The 18998-nt window shown below is 60.4% G+C and carries 13 protein-coding genes; 8 read left to right on the plus strand and 5 right to left on the minus strand.

Annotated elements, in window-relative coordinates; all coding sequences use genetic code 11:
* The first annotated feature begins 3 nt into the window (after window positions 1-3).
* Window positions 4-1068 carry an ABC transporter ATP-binding protein gene (locus H8K20_RS02360; protein WP_186487362.1) on the plus strand — a complete coding sequence of 355 codons (1065 nt, stop codon included), beginning with the start codon at window positions 4-6 and terminating at the stop codon, window positions 1066-1068.
* A gap of 147 nt (window positions 1069-1215) precedes the next feature.
* Here H8K20_RS02360 and H8K20_RS02365 read toward each other — a convergent pair whose 3' ends face one another.
* The 5 genes from H8K20_RS02365 to H8K20_RS02385 all read right to left on the minus strand — a co-directional run bounded on the left by H8K20_RS02365 (window position 1216) and on the right by H8K20_RS02385 (window position 11946).
* Window positions 1216-6141 carry a Cna B-type domain-containing protein gene (locus H8K20_RS02365; RefSeq protein ID WP_186487363.1) on the minus strand — a complete coding sequence of 1642 codons (4926 nt, stop codon included), beginning with the start codon at window positions 6139-6141 and terminating at the stop codon, window positions 1216-1218.
* Between the two features lie 622 nt (window positions 6142-6763).
* Window positions 6764-8245, minus strand: coding sequence for a TrkH family potassium uptake protein (locus H8K20_RS02370; protein ID WP_105203571.1), 1482 nt, complete (start codon window positions 8243-8245; stop codon window positions 6764-6766).
* Between the two features lie 48 nt (window positions 8246-8293).
* Window positions 8294-9652, minus strand: coding sequence for a Trk system potassium transporter TrkA (gene trkA / locus H8K20_RS02375; RefSeq protein WP_154865831.1), 1359 nt, complete (start codon window positions 9650-9652; stop codon window positions 8294-8296).
* Between the two features lie 402 nt (window positions 9653-10054).
* On the minus strand, window positions 10055-10528 hold the full coding sequence (locus H8K20_RS02380; protein WP_105203573.1) for a MarR family winged helix-turn-helix transcriptional regulator: 474 nt from the start codon (window positions 10526-10528) through the stop codon (window positions 10055-10057).
* Window positions 10525-11946, minus strand: coding sequence for an MATE family efflux transporter (locus H8K20_RS02385; protein WP_186487364.1), 1422 nt, complete (start codon window positions 11944-11946; stop codon window positions 10525-10527). Before H8K20_RS02385 ends, H8K20_RS02380 begins: the two co-directional genes overlap by 4 nt.
* A gap of 270 nt (window positions 11947-12216) precedes the next feature.
* Between H8K20_RS02385 and H8K20_RS02390 the strand changes: the two genes are divergently transcribed.
* The 7 genes from H8K20_RS02390 (at window position 12217) to H8K20_RS02420 (ending at window position 18916) form a co-directional block, all read left to right on the plus strand.
* The gene (locus tag H8K20_RS02390; protein ID WP_186487365.1) at window positions 12217-13059 is read left to right on the plus strand and encodes a MerR family transcriptional regulator; all 843 of its coding nucleotides are present in this window, start codon (window positions 12217-12219) and stop codon (window positions 13057-13059) included.
* 339 nt (window positions 13060-13398) lie between these two features.
* Window positions 13399-13602: a DUF1858 domain-containing protein gene (locus tag H8K20_RS02395; RefSeq protein WP_105203576.1), complete on the plus strand. Its 204-nt coding sequence runs from the start codon at window positions 13399-13401 to the stop codon at window positions 13600-13602.
* A gap of 139 nt (window positions 13603-13741) precedes the next feature.
* Entirely contained in the window at window positions 13742-15022 is a 1281-nt protein-coding gene (locus H8K20_RS02400) for an MFS transporter (protein WP_105203577.1), read from the plus strand.
* Window positions 15003-15662 carry a class I SAM-dependent methyltransferase gene (locus tag H8K20_RS02405; protein ID WP_105203578.1) on the plus strand — a complete coding sequence of 220 codons (660 nt, stop codon included), beginning with the start codon at window positions 15003-15005 and terminating at the stop codon, window positions 15660-15662. Before H8K20_RS02400 ends, H8K20_RS02405 begins: the two co-directional genes overlap by 20 nt.
* Before the next feature lie 140 nt (window positions 15663-15802).
* A complete protein-coding gene (locus tag H8K20_RS02410) occupies window positions 15803-16543 on the plus strand; it encodes a Nif3-like dinuclear metal center hexameric protein (protein WP_186487366.1) in 741 nt (246 codons plus the stop codon).
* The gene (locus H8K20_RS02415) at window positions 16543-18303 is read left to right on the plus strand and encodes an Rqc2 family fibronectin-binding protein (protein ID WP_186487367.1); all 1761 of its coding nucleotides are present in this window, start codon (window positions 16543-16545) and stop codon (window positions 18301-18303) included. The genes H8K20_RS02410 and H8K20_RS02415 overlap by 1 nt, the downstream gene beginning before the upstream one ends.
* Window positions 18304-18319: 16 nt before the next feature.
* Window positions 18320-18916, plus strand: coding sequence for a sugar O-acetyltransferase (locus H8K20_RS02420; protein ID WP_186487368.1), 597 nt, complete (start codon window positions 18320-18322; stop codon window positions 18914-18916).
* Window positions 18917-18998: the final 82 nt, after the last annotated feature.

Here is an 18998-nt window from a genome sequence, read left to right on the forward strand (position 1 = left end):
ACTTTGGGCGCCATAACGATACAACACATCGTCAAAAATTTTTCGAGAGATATCCAGGTGTTAAAAGACCTGGAGCTCCAGATAGAGGACGGCTCTTTTACCGTACTGTTGGGGCCCTCTGGCTGTGGCAAATCCACCTTGCTGCGCATCATCGCCGGGCTCGAGACACCCACTTCGGGTCGGGTACTGCTGGACGGGCAGGACATCACCGATACCGAGCCGGGGCAGAGACAGCTGGCTATGGTCTTTCAAAACTATGCGCTGTACCCGCACATGACCGCCGAACAGAACGTGGAATACGGTCTAAAGATCAAAAAAGTGCCCAAAGAAGAGCGCCGGCGGCGGGTGCAGGACGCGCTGGCTATGGTAGAGTTGGGCGACCAGGCACAAAAACGGCCGGCGCAGATGTCGGGCGGCCAACGGCAGCGGGTGGCGCTGGCTCGGGCACTGGTCAAAAGCCCCAAGGTGTTTTTGATGGATGAGCCGCTGTCAAATCTGGATGCTAAGCTGCGCAACCAGATGCGGGTAAAGATCTCGCAGCTGTACCGCCAGCTGGGCAGCACCTTTTTATACGTCACCCACGATCAGGTCGAGGCCATGAGTATGGGTACCGATATCGTTATTTTAAATCAGGGTAAGATCATGCAGCGGGGTACCCCGCAGCAGATCTATACCGACCCGCAAAACACCTTTGTGGCCGGCTTTATCGGTTCCCCGCCCTGCAATATTCTACCCTGGAACAGGGGCTCGGTAGCCATCCGTCCCGAAGAGGTACGCACCGCGGGCACCGGCGAGCCGGGGCTCACGATGCCTGCCAAGATCCTCTCGACCGAACAGCTGGGCGATGACAGCATCTATCTGCTCTCGACCCCACTGGGGCAGATGAAGATGAAGCGGCCCTGTAACTGGCAGCAGCAGGAAGAGGAGATACGCATTCTGTTGCCGGCAGAAAAACTCTATTTCTTTGATGAGCAGGGCGACCGCATCCCCGACACCGATACTCTGCGGCAGGATTTTTCTCTCTACCTGGGCCACTGTAATATGGCCAGCCGCGCCGTCGCCGACTGAGCGATTGCTGCCGGGTGTGCGCTCTGATCCGATCAGAGAACTGTCGCCGAATACATGTTTTTTGGTGATACCTGGCAGCGCGCTGCGATCGCCCCGCAACAAAAAAAGGACCGGTACGGATCACCGGTCCCTTTTTTGATTGTTAGATCAAGATCGATCGCGTTTTTGACGGCGGTAAAACAATGGGATAGCCGCTAGCAGAGAGACCGGGACCAACCACCAGAACAGGGGCGTAGAACTGCTGTCTCCCGTGTGAGCAGTGCCGCCGTGGGCACTGTCGCCGGGCCGGTCGGTTATCGGTGCTTGGGGCTGATAGGTGTTGGTGATGGTAAAGGTATCATCGCTGTAGCTGGCCATGTAACCGGCGGGGCAGTCGATCTCCTGCGCAGTGTAGCGAAGGGGCTTGCCGCCGCTGTTTTGCGGCAGCTGCGGCCAGGTGTACGACCAGCCGCTCTGCGCATCCAACTGCACCGGCTCCCCGACAGCTTGCCCATCGGCCAGCAGCTGTACGGTGATGGTATCGGGCCGGGCAGCAGCCTGATCGCCGTCGTCTGACCAGTGCTTAGTCACCGAGCGCTGGGTCTGATGGGGCTGATGCGTGTTGGTGATGAGAAGGTTACCGGCGCTGTAGTGGACCGTATACCCCGTGGGCACTGCTATTTCCTGCACCGAGTAGACGATCTCGCGGCCGCCGTGGGCGTAGAGCAGGTCGGACCAGGTATAGGTCCAGCCATTTTGGCTGGTCACCTGTACCGGGTCGCCTAACGGCGTGCCGTCGGCCAGCAGCTGCACAGTCACTGCGGCCGGCCGCAAGCCGTCGCGGTCACCATCGTCGTCCCACCGCTTTTCAACCGTTTTTGAGACATGGACAAGCCCGTTTTGCACCTGCAGCTGTACCGGCTGTCCCTTGGTATGATCGGTCACAGTAAAGGTGCACAGCGGGTCGCCGGATGGGGCGCTAAAGCCGAAAGGCACCACAGTCTCCCGCAGGGCGTATGTACCGGTGAGCAGCATCAGCTGCCCATCGGGCTGCAGCTGCCAGTACTGATCGCCGTAGGCATTTTGTGCGGTGGCGGCAGCGCCGCGCATGCTGGTCGACGAGAGCCGGTAACTGCCCGGCACTGCGGGGTCTTCCAGCAAATAGGCGGCCGGATGGTCTTGTCCATCGGCATATATGGTGAATTCGGCCCCCGAAACCGGTATATCGGCACTTTCTGACTGCGTTTTACGCAGTGATACATCGCCTACGGTATAGGTATTAATAACGGTGTAACCGCTGTCCGGGTCTCCGGTCAGGCCGCTGGTTCCCGACATGGTAAACTGGTACCCGGCAGCGGTGTCGTACTGCACCGTCACCTCGTAACTGGGGGCAGTGGCAAACCCGCTGGGGCACTGCTCGTCCAACGTGTATTGGCCGGGGTCGACATGGTCAAAATGAACGAGTCCGCTGCGGCCGCTTGTGGCCTGCTGGTCGACAGTTTTGCCGCTCTTGTCGTGCAGGGTGAACACGGCACCTGGCAGAGGCTGGCCGGTCTCGGTCTGCTTGGTAAGCCAGACCGACCCCTGCTGCTGGCTGCCGCCGGTCTGAGGCTGGTTTTCTACGGTGATACTGGCACCGTGCTCGCTGCCGTCGATAACGGTGGTGCCGGCGGGGTATGCTGCCGTTGGCTCTTTCGTTTGAAACACTACATAGCTGGGGGCTGTATCGGCCGAATAACCAGCCGGGGCGCTCGTCTCTACCAGCTGGTAGAGCGTGTCGCGCTGCAGGAACAAAAACAGGGCAGTGCCGCTGGTTTGTGCGGTGGTGCGGGTCTTGGTCAGGCCGCTGGGGTCGGGCGCCCAGCCGCTGCTGCTATAAGTAAGCGGTACCAGCGTGAACTCGGCGCCGCCGAGAGCAAACAGCGGCCGCCCATCGGCGGTGAAACCGGCGTTGTTGGTGCTGGTCTTATCGATCTGCAAGTAGGGGACCGACAGAGCTGTGGCGTAGCGGCCCACATCAAAGGCGGCCGCCCCACTGGCCTGTACCTGGGCAGTAGCTGCTTCACGGCCGTCATTCCAGCGAAGCGAGACGCCGTTTTTCATGTTTCCGGCGCTGGTGCTGTCTACCAGCAGCGTATCAAAGGTGATGATGAGCGGTGTGCGGGCCAACTGCGTGGGCACGGCAAAGTTAAAGCCGTCATAGGCGGCGGTGAGCCCCTCGGTGATGGCGGCCGCCCTGGGCTTGACCGTAGCTTTGCCGTCGGCATCTATCGCCGCCTCGCGAATATCGACCGAGGAGGGGTCGAGCTCGAACCAGCTGGGCAGCTGGTCCACCAGCGACGCACCGGCCATATCGATCTGATCGGCGTTCATCACTACTTTCCAGCTGGCATAATCGACTTTTCCCAGATCGCCGTACTGGGTATTGGCGTGATATTGACCGGATTTGTCTGCCGGTGGTGCTTTAAAGGTCTGGGTGGCGCTGGCACTGGCCGATAGAGGGGAAAGAGCCCCATCTACTATGTCGGCCACGCTGCCGGTGAGGACTGCGTTATTGACCAGCTTTTGTTGCTGCATACTGACAAAAGCCTGGTCGCGGTAGTCCTGATCCACCGAGGTGCAAAAGGTGAAAGTATACTGGTCGGCGGTCGTGTTGCCGCCGGATGGCCGCAACGTAAAGGTGGCGGTATCAGCCGAAAAACCGGAATCGTTTGTCGCCAGATCGTGTGAGAGCTCTACTGCGCTGCCGTCGGTAAAGGTTACTGTACCTGCCCCATCGACGAGACTGCTGATATCGCCGTCGCTTACGCCGCCCGCTGCGGTGGTGCGCCTAACGGACAGCAGCGCTTTAAAAGAGGTGCCGACGGGCAGCGTGTCGGTGAGTACACCGTCGACGAGGGGGATGTGGTGGGGGTTGACGGTGACCTGCCAGTTTACCGCATGGGCCTGATAGTCGTACTGAGAGCCCTCGGTGCTGCCGTCGCGCTTGATCGCCTTTTTGGTGAGGAGCGTGTTGGGCAGCTTTTTGCCGGCGTCAAGAGCGGATACCTGCGGTGCGCCGCCGACATTGGCGTAGATAGTGGCAGTGTTTTGGATGGCCGGATCGACGGCACTACCCTGGGTGGCCAAAAAGGCGGCGTCTACGACCTCGGTATCTAAAGATAAGGTATACAGCTGATCGGCGGGGATATTCCCCAGATGGATCGTGAGAGAAGTGGCGCCGCTGTCGGTGGCTTTTTGGTAGTAGGGAGCAGCCGGTGCCGTGCCCGTGCCGTCCCAGTAAGGAACATCCTGGGCGGCGCCGCCGTTTACCTGCCAGCGCAGTGCGGCAAACCGCTGGCTATGATCGCTTAACACGTCGGTGATGCACACGTCGCCCATCTCTTTACCGCACTGATTGACATCGAATTGCCAGGTGAGCAGCCGTGTGTCCTGGTCGTATTTGGAATAGGTTTTTTCGCCCAGATTGTAGTGGGCGGTGGTCTCTTTTTGCAGGGAGAACGAGAAGGCCGGCAGCTCTCCGGGCCCCGGGCCATAGCCGACGGCGCTCCACAGCATGGTGGCGTCGTTTTTTAGCACCTTGTTCTGGTAGTCCTGCTCGCTCTGCTCCACCACCTGCGTACAGTATTTTAAGGTGAGCGGACCGCTGAGCTGGGCTCCGGTCAGGGGGATGATGAGCACGGCTTCGTCGTCGATACCGTTGTGATCGGTGTCGCAGGTGTAGTAAAAAGGGGCGTTTTGGCCGCTGTTTTGCAGAATATCGGCAGTGAGCGCGCTATAAGACGTAGAAAAACTACTGTCGCGGGCTGCCGTATAGCTGCTGCCGTTGAGCTGGTAGGAGAGGCTGCCGCCACTCAGCTCGTACATGTGGGCGGTATCGATGTGCTGGATGCGGTCGACCAGCCACACCTGCCCGCCGGTAAAATAGGTCTGTGCGGTCACTGTCCAATGGTAGCGCCTGCCGTTAGAGCCGACCTGTTGGCCCTCTGATTTGGCAAAAAAGGCGCCTTTCAAGTCAGATGTGACCGGGTCGGAGATGGCCAGTGACTTGGGCGAGTCGGCTCGGTGCAACACGGCCGTATTTTGAAATGCGCGCTCCTGGCCTTCGAGAAAAGCCTGGTAGGTAGCCAGGTCGGCCTGAGTATTTACGGTGACGACAGCACTGGTCACTGGGGCGCTGCCCACAGCGGGGATGGTGACGGATAAGGTGCCGTCGGTGATGGTATAGCCGCTTACATCCTCTAGCGCGGTACCGTCGAGCTCGACACCGGTGACGGTGAGACCCTGGGGGATCGGATCGGAAAATACCAGCCCGGCCAGTGTGGCGTCGGCCGGGGCATCGGGCTTGAGCCCGGCGGCGAGCGTATAGGTGATGTGCGGGTCGGTGTCGCTGCGGGGCAAAGCGGATTTTTGCAGGGTGTAGTTGCTGTTGGGTTGGCCGCTGCCGCCGCCACTGGTCTTAAATTCTACCGCCACCTGCAGTTGGCCGTTTTTGGGCTCCACTGAAAACTCGGGGTCGCTGTCGCCCTGCGGGTCGACGTTTAGTTCCATGCTGTGGCGGCCGGCGACAGAGGTGCGGGCGTAGACAGATTTGTCAAAGCTGCCGGTGACAAGGAGCGAGCCGCCGGACAGAGAGATGGCGTAGTTGCCGATGTTTTCGCCCTCGACCTGAATGGGGAAGGCGCCCAACTGTGCGCTCTCTACGGAAATGTTGTCAGATAGGATACAGGAAAACTGAAATCCGATCGGCGGCAGGTCGTCATCGCTGGCGGCCAGGTAGTCGTCGGCGGTGGGCACGCGTGTTTGCTGCTCGAAAAATTTGGTGGCGAAGGCGCTGCCGGTCTGCTGGATATAGCTGGTGTCACCGACCGAGTCGAGCGACCAATCGAACCACAGGTTGGCTTTTTCGCCCTGCTCGTCGGTGCTGCCGCCCACCGCCATGGCGGTAAAGGCGGCAGACGGCGTGAGGGCGGTGGGCAGCTGGGTGACCAGGTCTACCCGGTCGGCAGCCCGCACCGGCAGCACAGTGGGCAGAGCAGTACAAAGCAATGCCACCGACAGCAGTACGGACAGCAGTTTTTTAGTGTATTTCATGGCGTTCCTCCGCAAAAATAGGGCCTAAATGGAGACGGAAATACCCCATGGCCACTTTCCTGTATTTTTGAGAAGTATAGCATAATTTTCCATAGAACTAAAGTTTTCTTAATGAAGTTTACCCTAAAATATGCAAAAAACGGAAAATATAGGTCGAAACATCGAAAAAGTATCAAATAAAACTTTAAATATTAATAAATTGTAAAAACTGTGACTGTTTGCACAGAGTTTGGCTGAAATTATGAAAATTAAAGTGATTTGCCTTGGGGCGGCGGGGAGATGTGGGATATGTGTGCTGGTATTAGTGTAAGTGCTAGTGTTGGGCACAAAAAGTTTTGAGACCCTGGATAAAGGCTTTTAAATTTGTTGGCCACAAGAAAAAGCGGCAGACGAAAGTGGTCTTATACATATTTTTTGGGACGGGAGATATGCGGGGGAGGCGTAAAGTGGAGCTGACTGCTTAGACCGGATAACACGGGCCGGAACAGACTGCAGACCGTTTTTAAGGAAAGCCGGTCCAGCTGTTTGCAGTGGATAAAAAAGAGGAGAGCTTTTGCTCTCCTCTTTTTTTAGATAAGACGGGGTACTGTAACGCCCTGACGGCCAGTACACCCCCAATAGGCTAGGCGCGTTTGCGGCAGCGGATATCGCGGCGGCACTTCCAGGCGGTGGGGCTAAACAGCAGCAACATAGGGAAGATCTCGAGGCGGCCCAGCAACATATCGGCAGTGAGCACCAGCTTGCTGAAGTTGGAAAAGTGGCCGAAGTTGCCGGTTGGCCCTACCAGTTCCAGCCCGGGGCCGATGTTATTGAGACAGCTGAGCACCGCCGTCAGGTTGGTGATCATATCAAAATCGTCCAGCGAGACCAGCAAAAACGAGACACCCATCACGCAGAAATACACCGCCATGAACACGTTTACACCTTTGATGATGCGGTCCTCCAGTGGTTTGCCGTTCATCTGCACCGTCTGCACTGCCCGCGGGTGCAGCATGCGCCGTATCTCTTTGCGCACCGACTTGAATAAGATCACGATACGGGCCGACTTGATGCCGCCGCCGGTAGAGCCGGCACTGGCACCCAGGATCATCAGCAGCACCAGGATGGTCTTGGACAGCTGGGGCCAGGCATTAAAGTCGGTGGTGGCGTAGCCGGTAGTGGTCATGACCGAGGACACCTGAAAAGCGGCGTGGTGCAGGGCCTCGAACCAGGTCTTGTAATGGGGCAGCACGTTGATGGTGATCAGCGCGATGGACCCCAGCATGATACCGAGGTAGCAGCGCAGCTCCTCGTCGTGCAGGGCCTGTGAGAACTCGCGGATGAGCAGCAGGTAGAAGATGGTGAAGTTGACCCCGAACAGGGCCATAAAGACGGTGACCACCCCCTGCAGGTAAAAGCTGGGGTAGGCGGCCATGCTGGCGTTTTTGATGGAGAAGCCGCCGGTGCCGGCAGTGCCGAACATGTTGCACAGACTATCGAACAGCGGCATACCGCCGGCCAGCAGCAGTACCGTCTCGAGTACACTCATGCCGATGTAGATGGCGTACAGGATCTTGGCGCTCTGGCGGATCTTGGAGGTGAGCTTGTCCACCGCCGGGCCGGGGCTCTCGGCCCGCATCAGGTACAGGTCGTGCCCCTCGCCGCTCTTGTGGCCGGGCGCTACCGCCAGCAAAAATACCAGCACGCCCATGCCGCCCAGCCAGTGGGTGAAGCTGCGCCAGAAGAGGATGCCTTTGGGCAGCACCTCCACGTCGCTTAAAATGCTGGCTCCGGTGGTGGTAAAGCCGGAGACGATCTCGAAAAAGCAGTCGAACGGATTGGTGATCGCACCGCTGAAGAAAAACGGCAGCCCCCCAAAAAAGGAGAGAAGGACCCAGCCCAGGGCGGTGACCACAAACCCCTCGGCCGAGTAGATGGCCTTGTTTTGGGGTTTGAGGCGCAGCAGTGCCAGACCGCCGGCGGCCACCAGCAGGATGGTGTATAAAAAGGCCCGTACTGCGTGCCACTCCCCGCAGTACATCGAGATAAACATCGGCGGTATCAGCACCAGCAGTTCTACCAGCATCAGCTGGCCCAAAAGGTAGCCGACCATACGGCGATTCATAACAAAACTCCTCTGTATGACAGTTTTTTGGCGCGGACGGGGGACGAGCTACTGGAAGATGTCGTTGAGGTCGCTGACCTGCATCTCGGAGGTGGTGACGAGGATGACGGTGTCGCCGTCCTGGATGCAGTCGTTGCCGGTGGCGATGATGACTTTTTGCCGCCGCAGGATACAGGCGATGAGCACCCCGCTGCGCACCGGTGCGTCTTTAAAGGGGACATTTAAGTATTTGGTGGCGGGGGAGGCGGTAAATTCCAGCGCCTCGACCCGGCCGCCCACCAGCTGGTACATGGTATTAAAGGAGCTGCCGCTGGAGGCGGTCATGGCCCGCACATAGCGCAGCACGTGGTTGCAGATGAGCCTTTTGGGGCTGATAAAGGTCTGCACATCCATCTTTTTAAAGATGTTCATATAGTCGATGCGGTCGATCTTGGCGATGACTTTTGGCAGCCCCTGCTGCATGGCGTACATCGAGACGATCGCGTTGGTCTCGTCGAAGTTCATCAGGCTCACCAGCGCGTCGGCGTCGCGCAGGCCCTCCTCGTCGAGCAGCACTTTTTGGGTGGCGTCGCCGTGGATGATGAGCGCCCCGGGCAGCAGCTGCGACAGGTGGCGGCAGGTCTCGTACTCTTTTTCGATGATCTTGACCCGCACACCGGTGCTCATGAGCCGGGTGGCCAGGTAGTAGGCGATGCGGCTGCCGCCCAGGATGGTGACTGCCTGGATGCGGGGCGTTTTGATGCCCAGGTAGCGCAGCAGCACAGCCATATCCTGCGGCTGGGCGGTGACGTGGATGTTGTCGCCGGCAGCCACCACAAAGTCGCCGGAGGGGATGACCACCTCGTCGCCACGGGTGACGGCGCAGATGAGCACCTTGGCCCCCGACTTTTTATACAGCTTTGACAGCGGCTGCCCGACGATAGCGCTGTTTTGGGGGATGTGCAGCTCGACGAGCTCCACCTTGCCGCCGGCGAAAAAGTCGCGGTTGACCGATGAGGGGGCCCGCAGGATGTGGTAGATCTCCCGCGCGGCGGTGCGCTCGGGGTTGATGGTCATGCTCAGGCCCAGCTCGTCTTTGAGCAGATCCAGCTGCTGGGCGTAGTCGGTGTTGCGCACCCGGGCTATAGTGCTGGCACTGCCCATTTTGCTGGCGGTGATGCAGCACAGGAGGTTGATCTCGTCGGCCGAGGTGGCGGCTATGAGCAGGTCGGCTTCGCCGGCGCCGGCCTCTTCCAGGGCACCCATGGCGGCGCCGTTGCCGCAGACACAGCGCACGTCGTATGTCTCTTGCAGGCTCTGCAGGGCCTGGGGCCGGCGGTCGATCACCGTCAGGTCGTGGCCCTCTTTAGACAGCTGTTCGGTCAGGGTGGCGCCCACTTTGCCGTCGCCCACGATAATGATCTTCATCTGTTTCCTCCGGGCGGTCTTGCCGCGTAATATTTATACCTTGTATAAAGATAACATAAAGTAAAGAACATCTGTCAGTATAGCAATTTATGCTGGCAGTGACAAGACGAGTATCGCCACGTAACCGTCAGATTTCCCGGAAAATCGGCGAAAATCGAGCTAAAAGCAGGGGCTGAGAGCGGCTATAGTCCGGTATCACACGATAACTTTGATTTTGAGCGGCACGGTATAAAGCCGTATAGAAACGGAAGATTTAATGATATCTTAATATTAAATGGAAGATCTTTATGTGTTCTTGCCGGGAGAGAGACCGCCCCCTGCAGATAGGCGCGCACGAAAAAAAGAGCAAGGGCTGTGGCTCTCGCTCTTTTTATAAAGCTATGTAAAAGGGATGTGCGATAGTCAGGGCTGGCGCTTGCCGCGGCAGGTATCGCGCAGATGGCGGTGCATATTTTCGCTGAGCTGGCCAAGGAGCGCCGCCGCCTGGGCGATCTCCTGCTGGCTGAGACCCTGATATAAGATCTCGTACATCTGGCTGTAGATATCCATCACCTGCTGACGTATGGCCAGCCCCTGCTCGGTGAGGTGGATGCGGCGAACCCGCTTGTCGACCTCGTCGGGCACACGGCAGATGAGAGACAGCTCCTCCAGCCGGGCCAGCGCCCGGGCGGCGGTGCCTTTATCGATGCCCACCCCGGCGGCGATACCGTCCTGGGTGATGCCCGGGTGCCAGTAGGTGTGCAGCAGGGCCGGCAGCTGGCCGGCCTCTACCGGCAGACCCTCCTCGGCCAGTTTGCGCGATAGATAGCGCTGCATACGCCGGTACAGGGTAGAGACCGGATAGCTGATGCGGGGCATATCGCCCAGTTCACTCATTTTGCTGTTTCCTCCGCGGGGGACATGGTCTCGGTCTCGGGGTCGTAGCCGGGCTGCAGGTACATCTGCTGCTTGAGCTCCCGCAGGACGCTCACCGTCAGTGGGACGGCCAACAGGAAGGTGCACACATCGGCGATGGGCTGACTGATCTGCACGCCCAGCAGGCCGATGGTGTGGGGCAGCACCAGGATGAGGGGCAGGAAGAAGATGCCCTGCCGGGCCATGGCCAGGATCGAGGCCTTGGTGCCTTTGCCGATGGCCTGCAGCAGCATGTTACACATGGTGACCCAGGCCGAGAGCGGGAACACGACCGCCTGCCAGCGCATGGCCACCACCCCGATGGCCACCACTTCGGCGTCGCCTTTTCTAAAGAGCTCGACCAGCTGAGGGGCAAAGATCACCCCGCCCACCGCCAGTACGGCCAGCAGGATAACGCCTACCTTGACGCAGAACCAGAAGGCGCGCAGCACCCGGTCGTAGCGCTGGGCACCGTAGTTGAAGCCGCACACCGGCTGAAAGCCCTGCCCGAAGCCCAGCAGGATGGAGAAGGCGAACATGAACACCTTGCCGACGATGCTCATAGCGGCGATGGCGGCGTCGCCGAAGGGGCCGGCGCCCAAATTGAGGCAGATGGTGGAGATGCTGGCCAGGCCCTGCCGGTAGAAGGAGGGCAGACCGCCGCGCAGGATCTCTTTATAGATAGACCAGCAGGGCTTAAAGGAAGTAAAGCGCACCTTGATGCCGCCGCCTTTGCCCTGACAGTTGTAAAACAGGATGAGGAAGCTGACGAACTGGCTGATGATGGTGGCCAGCGCCGCGCCGCCGGTGCCCATACCCAGCCCGAAGATGAAGATGGGGTCGAGGATGATGTTGAGCACGCCGCCGGCGGTGAGGCCCACCATGGCGTAGATGGCGTTACCCTGAAAGCGCAGGATGTTGTTGAGCACGAAGGAGGCGGCCATGTACGGCGCGCCGATGAGGATGTACTGGGCATAGGCCCGGGCGTGGGGGAGAATCGTCTCGGTGGCGCCGAGCATGCGCACCAGCGGATCGATGAAGATAAGCCCCAGCACCGCCACCACCGCGCCCACGATAAGGGCGGTGACAAAGCCGGTGGAGGCCACCTGCTGGGCGCGCTCATGGTCGCGCTGGCCCAGCAGGCGCGAGATGTAGTTGCCCGAGCCCATGCCCAGCGTAAAGCCGATGGCCTGGATGATGGCCATCAGCGAGAATACCACGCCGACCGCGCCGGTGGCGCTGGTGCCGATCTGGCCCACGAAAAAGGTATCGGCCATGTTGTAGATAGAGGTGACCATCATGCTGATGATGGTGGGCACCGCCAGAGACACCACCAGTTTGGGGATGGGGGTCTCTACCATTTTTTTGTATTTTGCTTCCTGTGCGGCCGTATCGGACATGCTGCATCACACCTTTCATTGCTCTCTCTTTTCATATTTTAGTATACGACGGTGCAAAATAGTTGTCAACACAACTATTTTGCGGGCAGCAGCGCGGCAGGATGGAAAGTGGTGGACGGCGTGCGGCGACCGCCCGCCGTCGCCGCCGATATCGTATATTGGGTGGGGGAAAAATAAAATTTTTTGCCGCCGCTCTTGACCTTGACACAGTGCCAAGGTCTATGCTGTAAGTGCGGACCGGAACGCATGTATGAGAGAGGAGAACTTTGTATGTTTAAGATCGGCGAATTTTCACGGCTGGCCCAGGTCTCGGCGCGGATGCTGCGCTATTACGACCAGTGCGGGCTGCTGCACCCGGACCGGGTAGACCACTTTACCGGTTACCGGCTGTACAGCGCCGCCCAGCTGACCGACCTGGCGCGCATCGTGGCGCTGCGGGACATGGGCTTTGGCGTAGAGGAGATCGCGGCGCTGCTGCCCTGTTTTGGCGACGCGGCGGCCATGGGCGCCGCACTGCGAAAAAAGGAGCGGGCGGTGCGGGCGACGATCGCCGACGAACAGACAAAGCTGGAGCGGATCGCCGCCTTTTGCGGCGCGCTAGAAAAGGAGCGCAGAGATATGACCTATGAGGTAAAACTGACCAGCTTGCCGGCCGAGACCGTGCTGTCGCTGCGGGACACGCTGCCCGATTACCAGCGGGAGGGAGAGCTGTGGCACCGGCTGTGCCGCTACATGGCGGAGGTGGGCGTTGCCTGCGATCAGGGTGGATACTCGATCTACCACGACGAGGAATTTCGCGACCAGGATGTGGATGTGGAGGTGGCGGTGCCGCTGGCGGCGCCCGTAGAGGCGCCACCCCCCTACAGCTGCCACACGCTGCCGGCGATACCGCTGGCGGCCGCGGTGGAGTTTGCCGGACCCTACGACGGCTATGCTGCCGCCACCCAGGCGCTGGCCACCTGGGTAGAGGAAAACGGCTACCGCATGACCGGACCCATTCGGGGCAAAGCGATCGCCTCGCCGGCCGACGTACATTCGCCGGCCGACTACCGCACCCAACTGCAGGTGCCGGTACAGAAGCTGCACGAGCACGGCGAGAAAATAGAGAGCTAGGCGCTGAGCGCCGGGGTGGGGTTGGGCGGGGCCGAGCAGGGCGATGAGCCGCTGGCCCTGCCTTTTTGGCGCCCGCGGCCGGATGTGCGCACCGGTGGCAGAACACAACGGCGAAAAAAGGAGATGGCAACCGGTGTGGAGCGAGGAGCAGATGGAGGGCATGCCGCCCGACCGGTGGATTTTGTGGGGAAAACGCGGTAGGCCCCTTGTCACAAATGGACAAAACGGGTATAATATCAGCGAGGTCAGTGGGCGGACGCCCGCCGGACCCGTGTACGCCGTATCGGCGCCTGTACAGGCGCTACCATATATTGTGACAATAGAAAGGAAGATCTTACCATGACCATCACCAAAGACACCGTCATCGGCGATATCCTCGATTATAACGACCAGCTGGCCCCCTATTTTTTAGAGATCGGCATGCACTGCCTGGGGTGCCCCATGTCTCGCGGCGAGACCGTTGAGCAGGCCTGTGCCGTACATGGCACCGACTGCGCGGCGCTGGTGCAGAAGCTAAACGACGCCATCGCACAGGGCGAGTAGCGAACACAGCCAAGGGCGGCCACCAGGTGGCCGCTTTTGTACTTTGACAGGGGCGGGACAATTGTCCCGGCCGCCGGCGGCACGGCGGTCGGACGGCGATACCGCCCCGTTTCACCACCGTTGAGAGGGGCTTTTAGAGTTGGCAGAACAGTTCACCACATCCGACCGTATCAAGCAGTTTTTGGGTATCCAAGACGTATCGAGCAAGTTTTTACAGGTGCTGCAGGTCAACATCTGTTATCAGATCTTTATGAACCTGCACTCCATCTTCGTCAACACGCTGTTTTTAAAGCTGACCGGCGACAACACTGCCGTCATGCAGTACAACACCATCATGATGGTGCTCTCGCCGGTGATGAGCATTCTCTGCGTGCCCATGATGCGACGCTTTTCGGGCAAGACGACGTTTACCATCGCCATCGTCGACAGTTTGGCGATGTACGTCACCTTTTTTGTGGTGATGAGCCGACTGGACCAGTTCGTGGTGCTCATTGCGCTGCTGGCGGCTATTGGACAGGGCTTTTTCTCGATGACCTACCTCAACTCGGTGGCCCAGTTCTCCAGCCAGGGCAACGCCGGGCAGACGGTGGCCTTTATGGGGGTGACCAACGGCGTCATCAGTTTGGGGATGCCGTTTTTATCCGGCCTGCTCATCTCGCGCTTTGAGGGGCTGGCGGGCTACTACGTGGTGTTTGGCATCTCGACGCTGGTGGCGCTGGTGGCGCTGTACAAGGCGCTGCGGCTGCCGCAGATCACCTTCAACTCGAAAAAGGCGCAGTTTGGCAAGATGCTGTCCATCGCCTTTCACTCGGTCACCTGGCGCAGCTTTATCCTCAGCGAGACCATCAAGGGCTTTCGCTCGGGAGTGATGAAGTTCTTTCTCAACGTGCTCATCTACCAGATCGTTCAGAGCGAGGCGCTGGTGGGCACCAACAACCTGCTGGTGGGGCTGGCGGCCATTTTGGCCAACTGGGTGTGCGGCCGCGTGATGCGCGACAAAAACCGCGTAAAGCTGCTCTACAGCTCGGTCACGGCACTGGCAATGGCCACGGCGCTGCTGTACTTTGGCCTCAACGTCACCACCATTATGTTCTTTGCGGTGATCAACAGCTTTTTGGGCTGTGTGATGGATACCGGCTACACCACCATGTTCTACCTGTCGGTGGACAAGGTGCCGGGCGCCAAACCCCTGAGCGCCGAGTTCATCGTGTTCAGCCAGGTGTGTATCGGCATTGGCGGTGCCCTGGGCACGGTGATGATGGCGGTGCTGCCCAACACCACTTTCATGGTGGTGACCGGTATGCTGGTGCTGGTGCTGACCCAGTATATCTCCTCGTTTATCATGCATGTACAGGAAAAAGACTTTGCCCGGATAGACCGGGAGAAAGCGAGCGCGAAAGATGCCCAGGTCACTCGATAAACGGCTGCAGATGGTAGCGGACATGGTGCCCGCCGGCGGCAGCGCCGCCGATGTGGGCTGCGACCACGGCCTGCTGATGGCCTACTTGCTGCAGCAGAACAAGGTGGAGCGGGGCCTTTGCTGCGATGTGTCGCTGCCGTCTTTACAAAAGGCGCAGCGGCTGGCCGAGCGGGCCGACCTGCCCATCACCTGCATCCACACCGACGGGCTCGACGGGGTGCCGCCGGTGGACACCGTTATCATCGCCGGAATGGGCGGACACACCATCTGCGGCATCATCGACCGCTGCGACTGGCTGCGCCAGCCGCAGTGCACGTTGGTGCTGCAGCCCATGACCCACGCTGGAGTGCTGCGGATATTTTTGGGCAAGCAGGGCTTTGCGGTGGTCAAGGAGCGGGTGGTGTGCGAGCGGGGCAAGGTATACACAGTGATGCTGGTGTGCTATACCGGGGAAAAGGAGCGCATATCGCCGCTGCAGAGCCTGGTGGGCATGGTGCCGTTTTGTGCCGATGAGCAGAAGGCCGCCTATTACGACGGGGTGCTCAAGATGCTCTATGACCGCAAAGCCGGGCTGCTGGCCCAGCAGAAAGATACCGGCCACATCGACAGGTTGATCGTCGACGTGCAAAAGCTCTACTAGCCGGTAACCGGGCACACGACCCGGTGCAGCGGCACCGAGCCCCCGGCACTGCCCGCGACCGGACCGATCGCGGGCATTTTTGCACCGCCGACGGGGATGTAGCCGCCTGCCGATGACATTTACACAGAGAGGGATCTGCTATGCGCATTTTAGATATACTGGCACGATTAGAAGAACACTACCCCACCGCTTTGGCCTGCGAGTGGGATAACGTGGGACTGCTGGCCGGCGACGGTGAGGCGGCGTGTACCGGCATCCAGCTGGCGCTGGACGTGACCGATGCGGCCATCGACCAGGCGGGGCGAAACGGGGCCAACCTCATCGTCACCCACCACCCGGTGATCTTTCGCCCCATAAAGGCGCTGACCCCGCTGCAGCCGGTGTACCGGGCGGTACAGAGGGGGCTGGCGATCATCAGCTTTCACACCAACCTGGATATTGCCACCGGCGGTGTGAACGACTGCCTGGCCGCGGCGGTGGGGGTGACCGGATGCGCGCCGCTGTGCGCCGACGGGCTGGGCCGGGTGGGGACGCCCCACCGGGTGTGCGGCCCGGCCGACTATGCCCGGCATGTTCGCCAGTGCCTGGGCGCCGGCGGGGTGCGCTGCGCGCCGGGCAGCCGCACAGTACAGCGGGTGGCCATCTGCTCGGGCGCGGGGGGAGACCTGGTGGACGCCGCCGTGGCCGCCGGGGCGGACACGCTATTGGTGGGCGAGGCCAAGTACAGCGAATTTTTGTATGCCCGGCAGCGGGACGTGACGCTGATCGCCGCCGGCCACTACGCCACCGAGGTGGTGGTGCTGCCGGCCCTGAAAGAGGTGCTGGCCGGTACGGTGCCCATTTTTTTGACCGATGAACAGGACGTGGAGGTGTTTTTGTAATGGCGCTGGATGCACTGAGCCTGCACTTTGTGTGCCGCGAGATCGAGCAGGCGGCGCTGGGCGGCCGCATCACCAAGGTACACCAGCTCTCGAAAGAGGAACTGGTGCTGACGATGAGCGGTGCGGGGGTGGGCTGCAAGCTGTTTTTGTCGGCCCGTGCCGACGCGCCGCGGCTGCATGTGACCCGGCAGAGCTACCAGAACCCCCAGGTGCCGCCCATGTTTTGCATGCTGCTGCGCAAGCACCTGACCGGCGGCAAGCTGCTGGCGGTGCGCCAGCCCGACAGCGAGCGCATCGTGTTTTTGGACTTTGCCTGCACCTCAGAGATCGGCGACCCGGTGCAGCTGACGCTGGCCTGCGAGATCATGGGCCGCCACTCCAACATCATCCTCATCGGTGAAAAGGGGCGCATCATCGACTCGGTAAAGCGGGTGGATCTGTCGATGTCCTCGGTGCGGCAGGTGTTGCCGGGCATGCAGTATCAGCTGCCGCCGGCCCAGAACAAGCTGAGCCTGTTTACCGCCAGCCGCGAGGAGGCGGCGCAGGCAGTGGCCGACAAATTTGACGGCGACCTGCACCGGGCAGCTATGAAGGCGCTGGCGGGTATCTCGCCGGTGGTGGCCGGCGAGATCGAGCACTATGTGTGCCACTGGCAAAAGCTGGATGCGCTGGAAAAGGACCAGATGGACCGGTTGCGCTTTTTTATCGGCAACCTGCAGGCGGTGCTGCAGCAGGGCACACCCGCCCCGACAATGGTGCTCGACGGCGAGAAAGCGCCCAAGGACCTGTCGTTTTTAGACCTGGCCCAGTTTGGCTACCCCTATGAGACCCGCCACTTTGAGACGATGGGGCAGCTGCTGGACAGCTACTACGCCGAGCGCGACACCTACCACCGCATGAAGCAGAAGAGCGGCGACCTGTTTGGCCTGATCCTGCAAAAGACCGAGCGCATCCAGCGCAAGCTGGCGGCGCAGCGGCAGGAGCTGCTGGACTGTGCCGACCGCGACCGATACCGGGTGTGGGGGGACCTGCTCTCGAGCAGCCTGTACCAGCTGCAAAAGGGGCAGAAGTCGGTGCAGCTGCAAAACTATTACAGCCCGGCGCTGGAGGAGGTGGAGATCCCGCTGGACCCCCGCCTGACCCCGGCGCAAAATGCCCAGCACTGCTACAAGAAATACAAAAAACTGGACACGGCTGAGAAGAAGCTGCGCGGACTCATCGAGCAGGGGCAGCAGGAGCTCGATTACCTGGAGAGCGTGTTTGACAGCCTGACCCGCGCCACCGGCGAGGACGACTTGGCGCAGATCCGGCAGGAGCTGGCCGGGCAGGGCTATGTGAAACGGCTGCACGCCAAGGTAAAGACCCGCCCCCGCGACCCGCTGAAATTTGTGCTGGACGACGGCTACACCGTGCTGGTGGGCCGCAACAACCTGCAAAACGACCAGCTGACACTGCGCACCGCCGAGAGGTGGGACATCTGGTTTCACACCAAGTCGATCCCCGGCAGCCATGTGATCCTGCTGACGGGGGGAGAGGATTTTGACGCGATCCCCGAGCGGGCCTTTACCCAGGCGGCCATCATTGCCGCCACCCACTCCAAAGCCGGGCCGGCTGCGCAGGTGACGGTGGACTACACGCTGGTAAAGAACATCAAAAAGCCGCCGGCGGCCAAGCCGGGGATGGTGATCTTTGACCAGAACTACTCGGCTTATGTAACGCCGGACCGGGCGCTGTGCGACCGGTTGGCCGCCAACACCTAAAAAGGGGGATACCGACTTGCAGTTGCCAGAGCAGCTGATGGCCGACATGGCCGCCGGCAAGACTTTTAACGACTTTGACCCCCGGCTGCAGGCCCGGCGGGGCGAGGTGGCAGCACTGGCCGAGCGATATACCGCCTGCCAAAAAAGCGGCGACAACGCCGGTATGACCGCCATCTTAAAAGAGCTGCTGGGCCACTGTGGGCCCGGCGCCTTTATCCTGCCGCCGTTTTCTGTGCAGCTGGGGTCGTTCATATCGCTGGGCAAAGACAGCTTTATCAACCAGGGCAGTATTTTTATGGACTGCGCGCCAGTGGTCATCGGCGAGCGGGTGCTCATCGGGCCGCGGGTGTGCTTTTACACCACCACCCACGCGCTACTGCCGCAGGAGCGGGCCGCCGGGCTTATAACCGCCCGCCCCATCACCGTAGAGGACGACGTGTGGATCGGCGGCGGCGCTATCCTCATGGGCGGAGTGACGGTTGGGGCTGGCTCGGTAGTGGGGGCCGGCAGCGTGGTGACCCGCGATATCGAACCGGGCGTGGTGGCGGTAGGCAACCCCTGCCGGGTGCTGCGGCCCATCACCGAAAAAGACAGTTTGCAGCAGCTGCTTTAGGCAGGCCCTGTGCGGCGGTGTGATCGATCGGTACATGGATCACATCGGCCGGCACGTTGGGCCGCGGTGCGACAGAAGGAAG

It is taken from the genome of Neobittarella massiliensis (ex Bilen et al. 2018) (assembly GCF_014269355.1).
In the GTDB taxonomy this organism is placed as follows: Bacteria; Bacillota; Clostridia; order Oscillospirales; family Ruminococcaceae; genus Neobittarella; species Neobittarella massiliensis.

Excerpts from the sequence above, each read along its gene's own strand:
- H8K20_RS02365 (WP_186487363.1), bottom strand. The coding sequence starts at position 6,141 with ATGAAATACACTAAAAAACTGCTGTCCGTACTGCTGTCGGTGGCATTG.
- H8K20_RS02370 (WP_105203571.1), bottom strand. The coding sequence starts at position 8,245 with ATGAATCGCCGTATGGTCGGCTACCTTTTGGGCCAGCTGATGCTGGTA.
- trkA (WP_154865831.1), bottom strand. The coding sequence starts at position 9,652 with ATGAAGATCATTATCGTGGGCGACGGCAAAGTGGGCGCCACCCTGACC.
- H8K20_RS02380 (WP_105203573.1), bottom strand. The coding sequence starts at position 10,528 with ATGAGTGAACTGGGCGATATGCCCCGCATCAGCTATCCGGTCTCTACC.
- H8K20_RS02385 (WP_186487364.1), bottom strand. The coding sequence starts at position 11,946 with ATGTCCGATACGGCCGCACAGGAAGCAAAATACAAAAAAATGGTAGAG.
- H8K20_RS02390 (WP_186487365.1), top strand. The coding sequence starts at position 12,217 with ATGTTTAAGATCGGCGAATTTTCACGGCTGGCCCAGGTCTCGGCGCGG.
- H8K20_RS02395 (WP_105203576.1), top strand. The coding sequence starts at position 13,399 with ATGACCATCACCAAAGACACCGTCATCGGCGATATCCTCGATTATAAC.
- H8K20_RS02405 (WP_105203578.1), top strand. The coding sequence starts at position 15,003 with ATGCCCAGGTCACTCGATAAACGGCTGCAGATGGTAGCGGACATGGTG.
- H8K20_RS02410 (WP_186487366.1), top strand. The coding sequence starts at position 15,803 with ATGCGCATTTTAGATATACTGGCACGATTAGAAGAACACTACCCCACC.
- H8K20_RS02415 (WP_186487367.1), top strand. The coding sequence starts at position 16,543 with ATGGCGCTGGATGCACTGAGCCTGCACTTTGTGTGCCGCGAGATCGAG.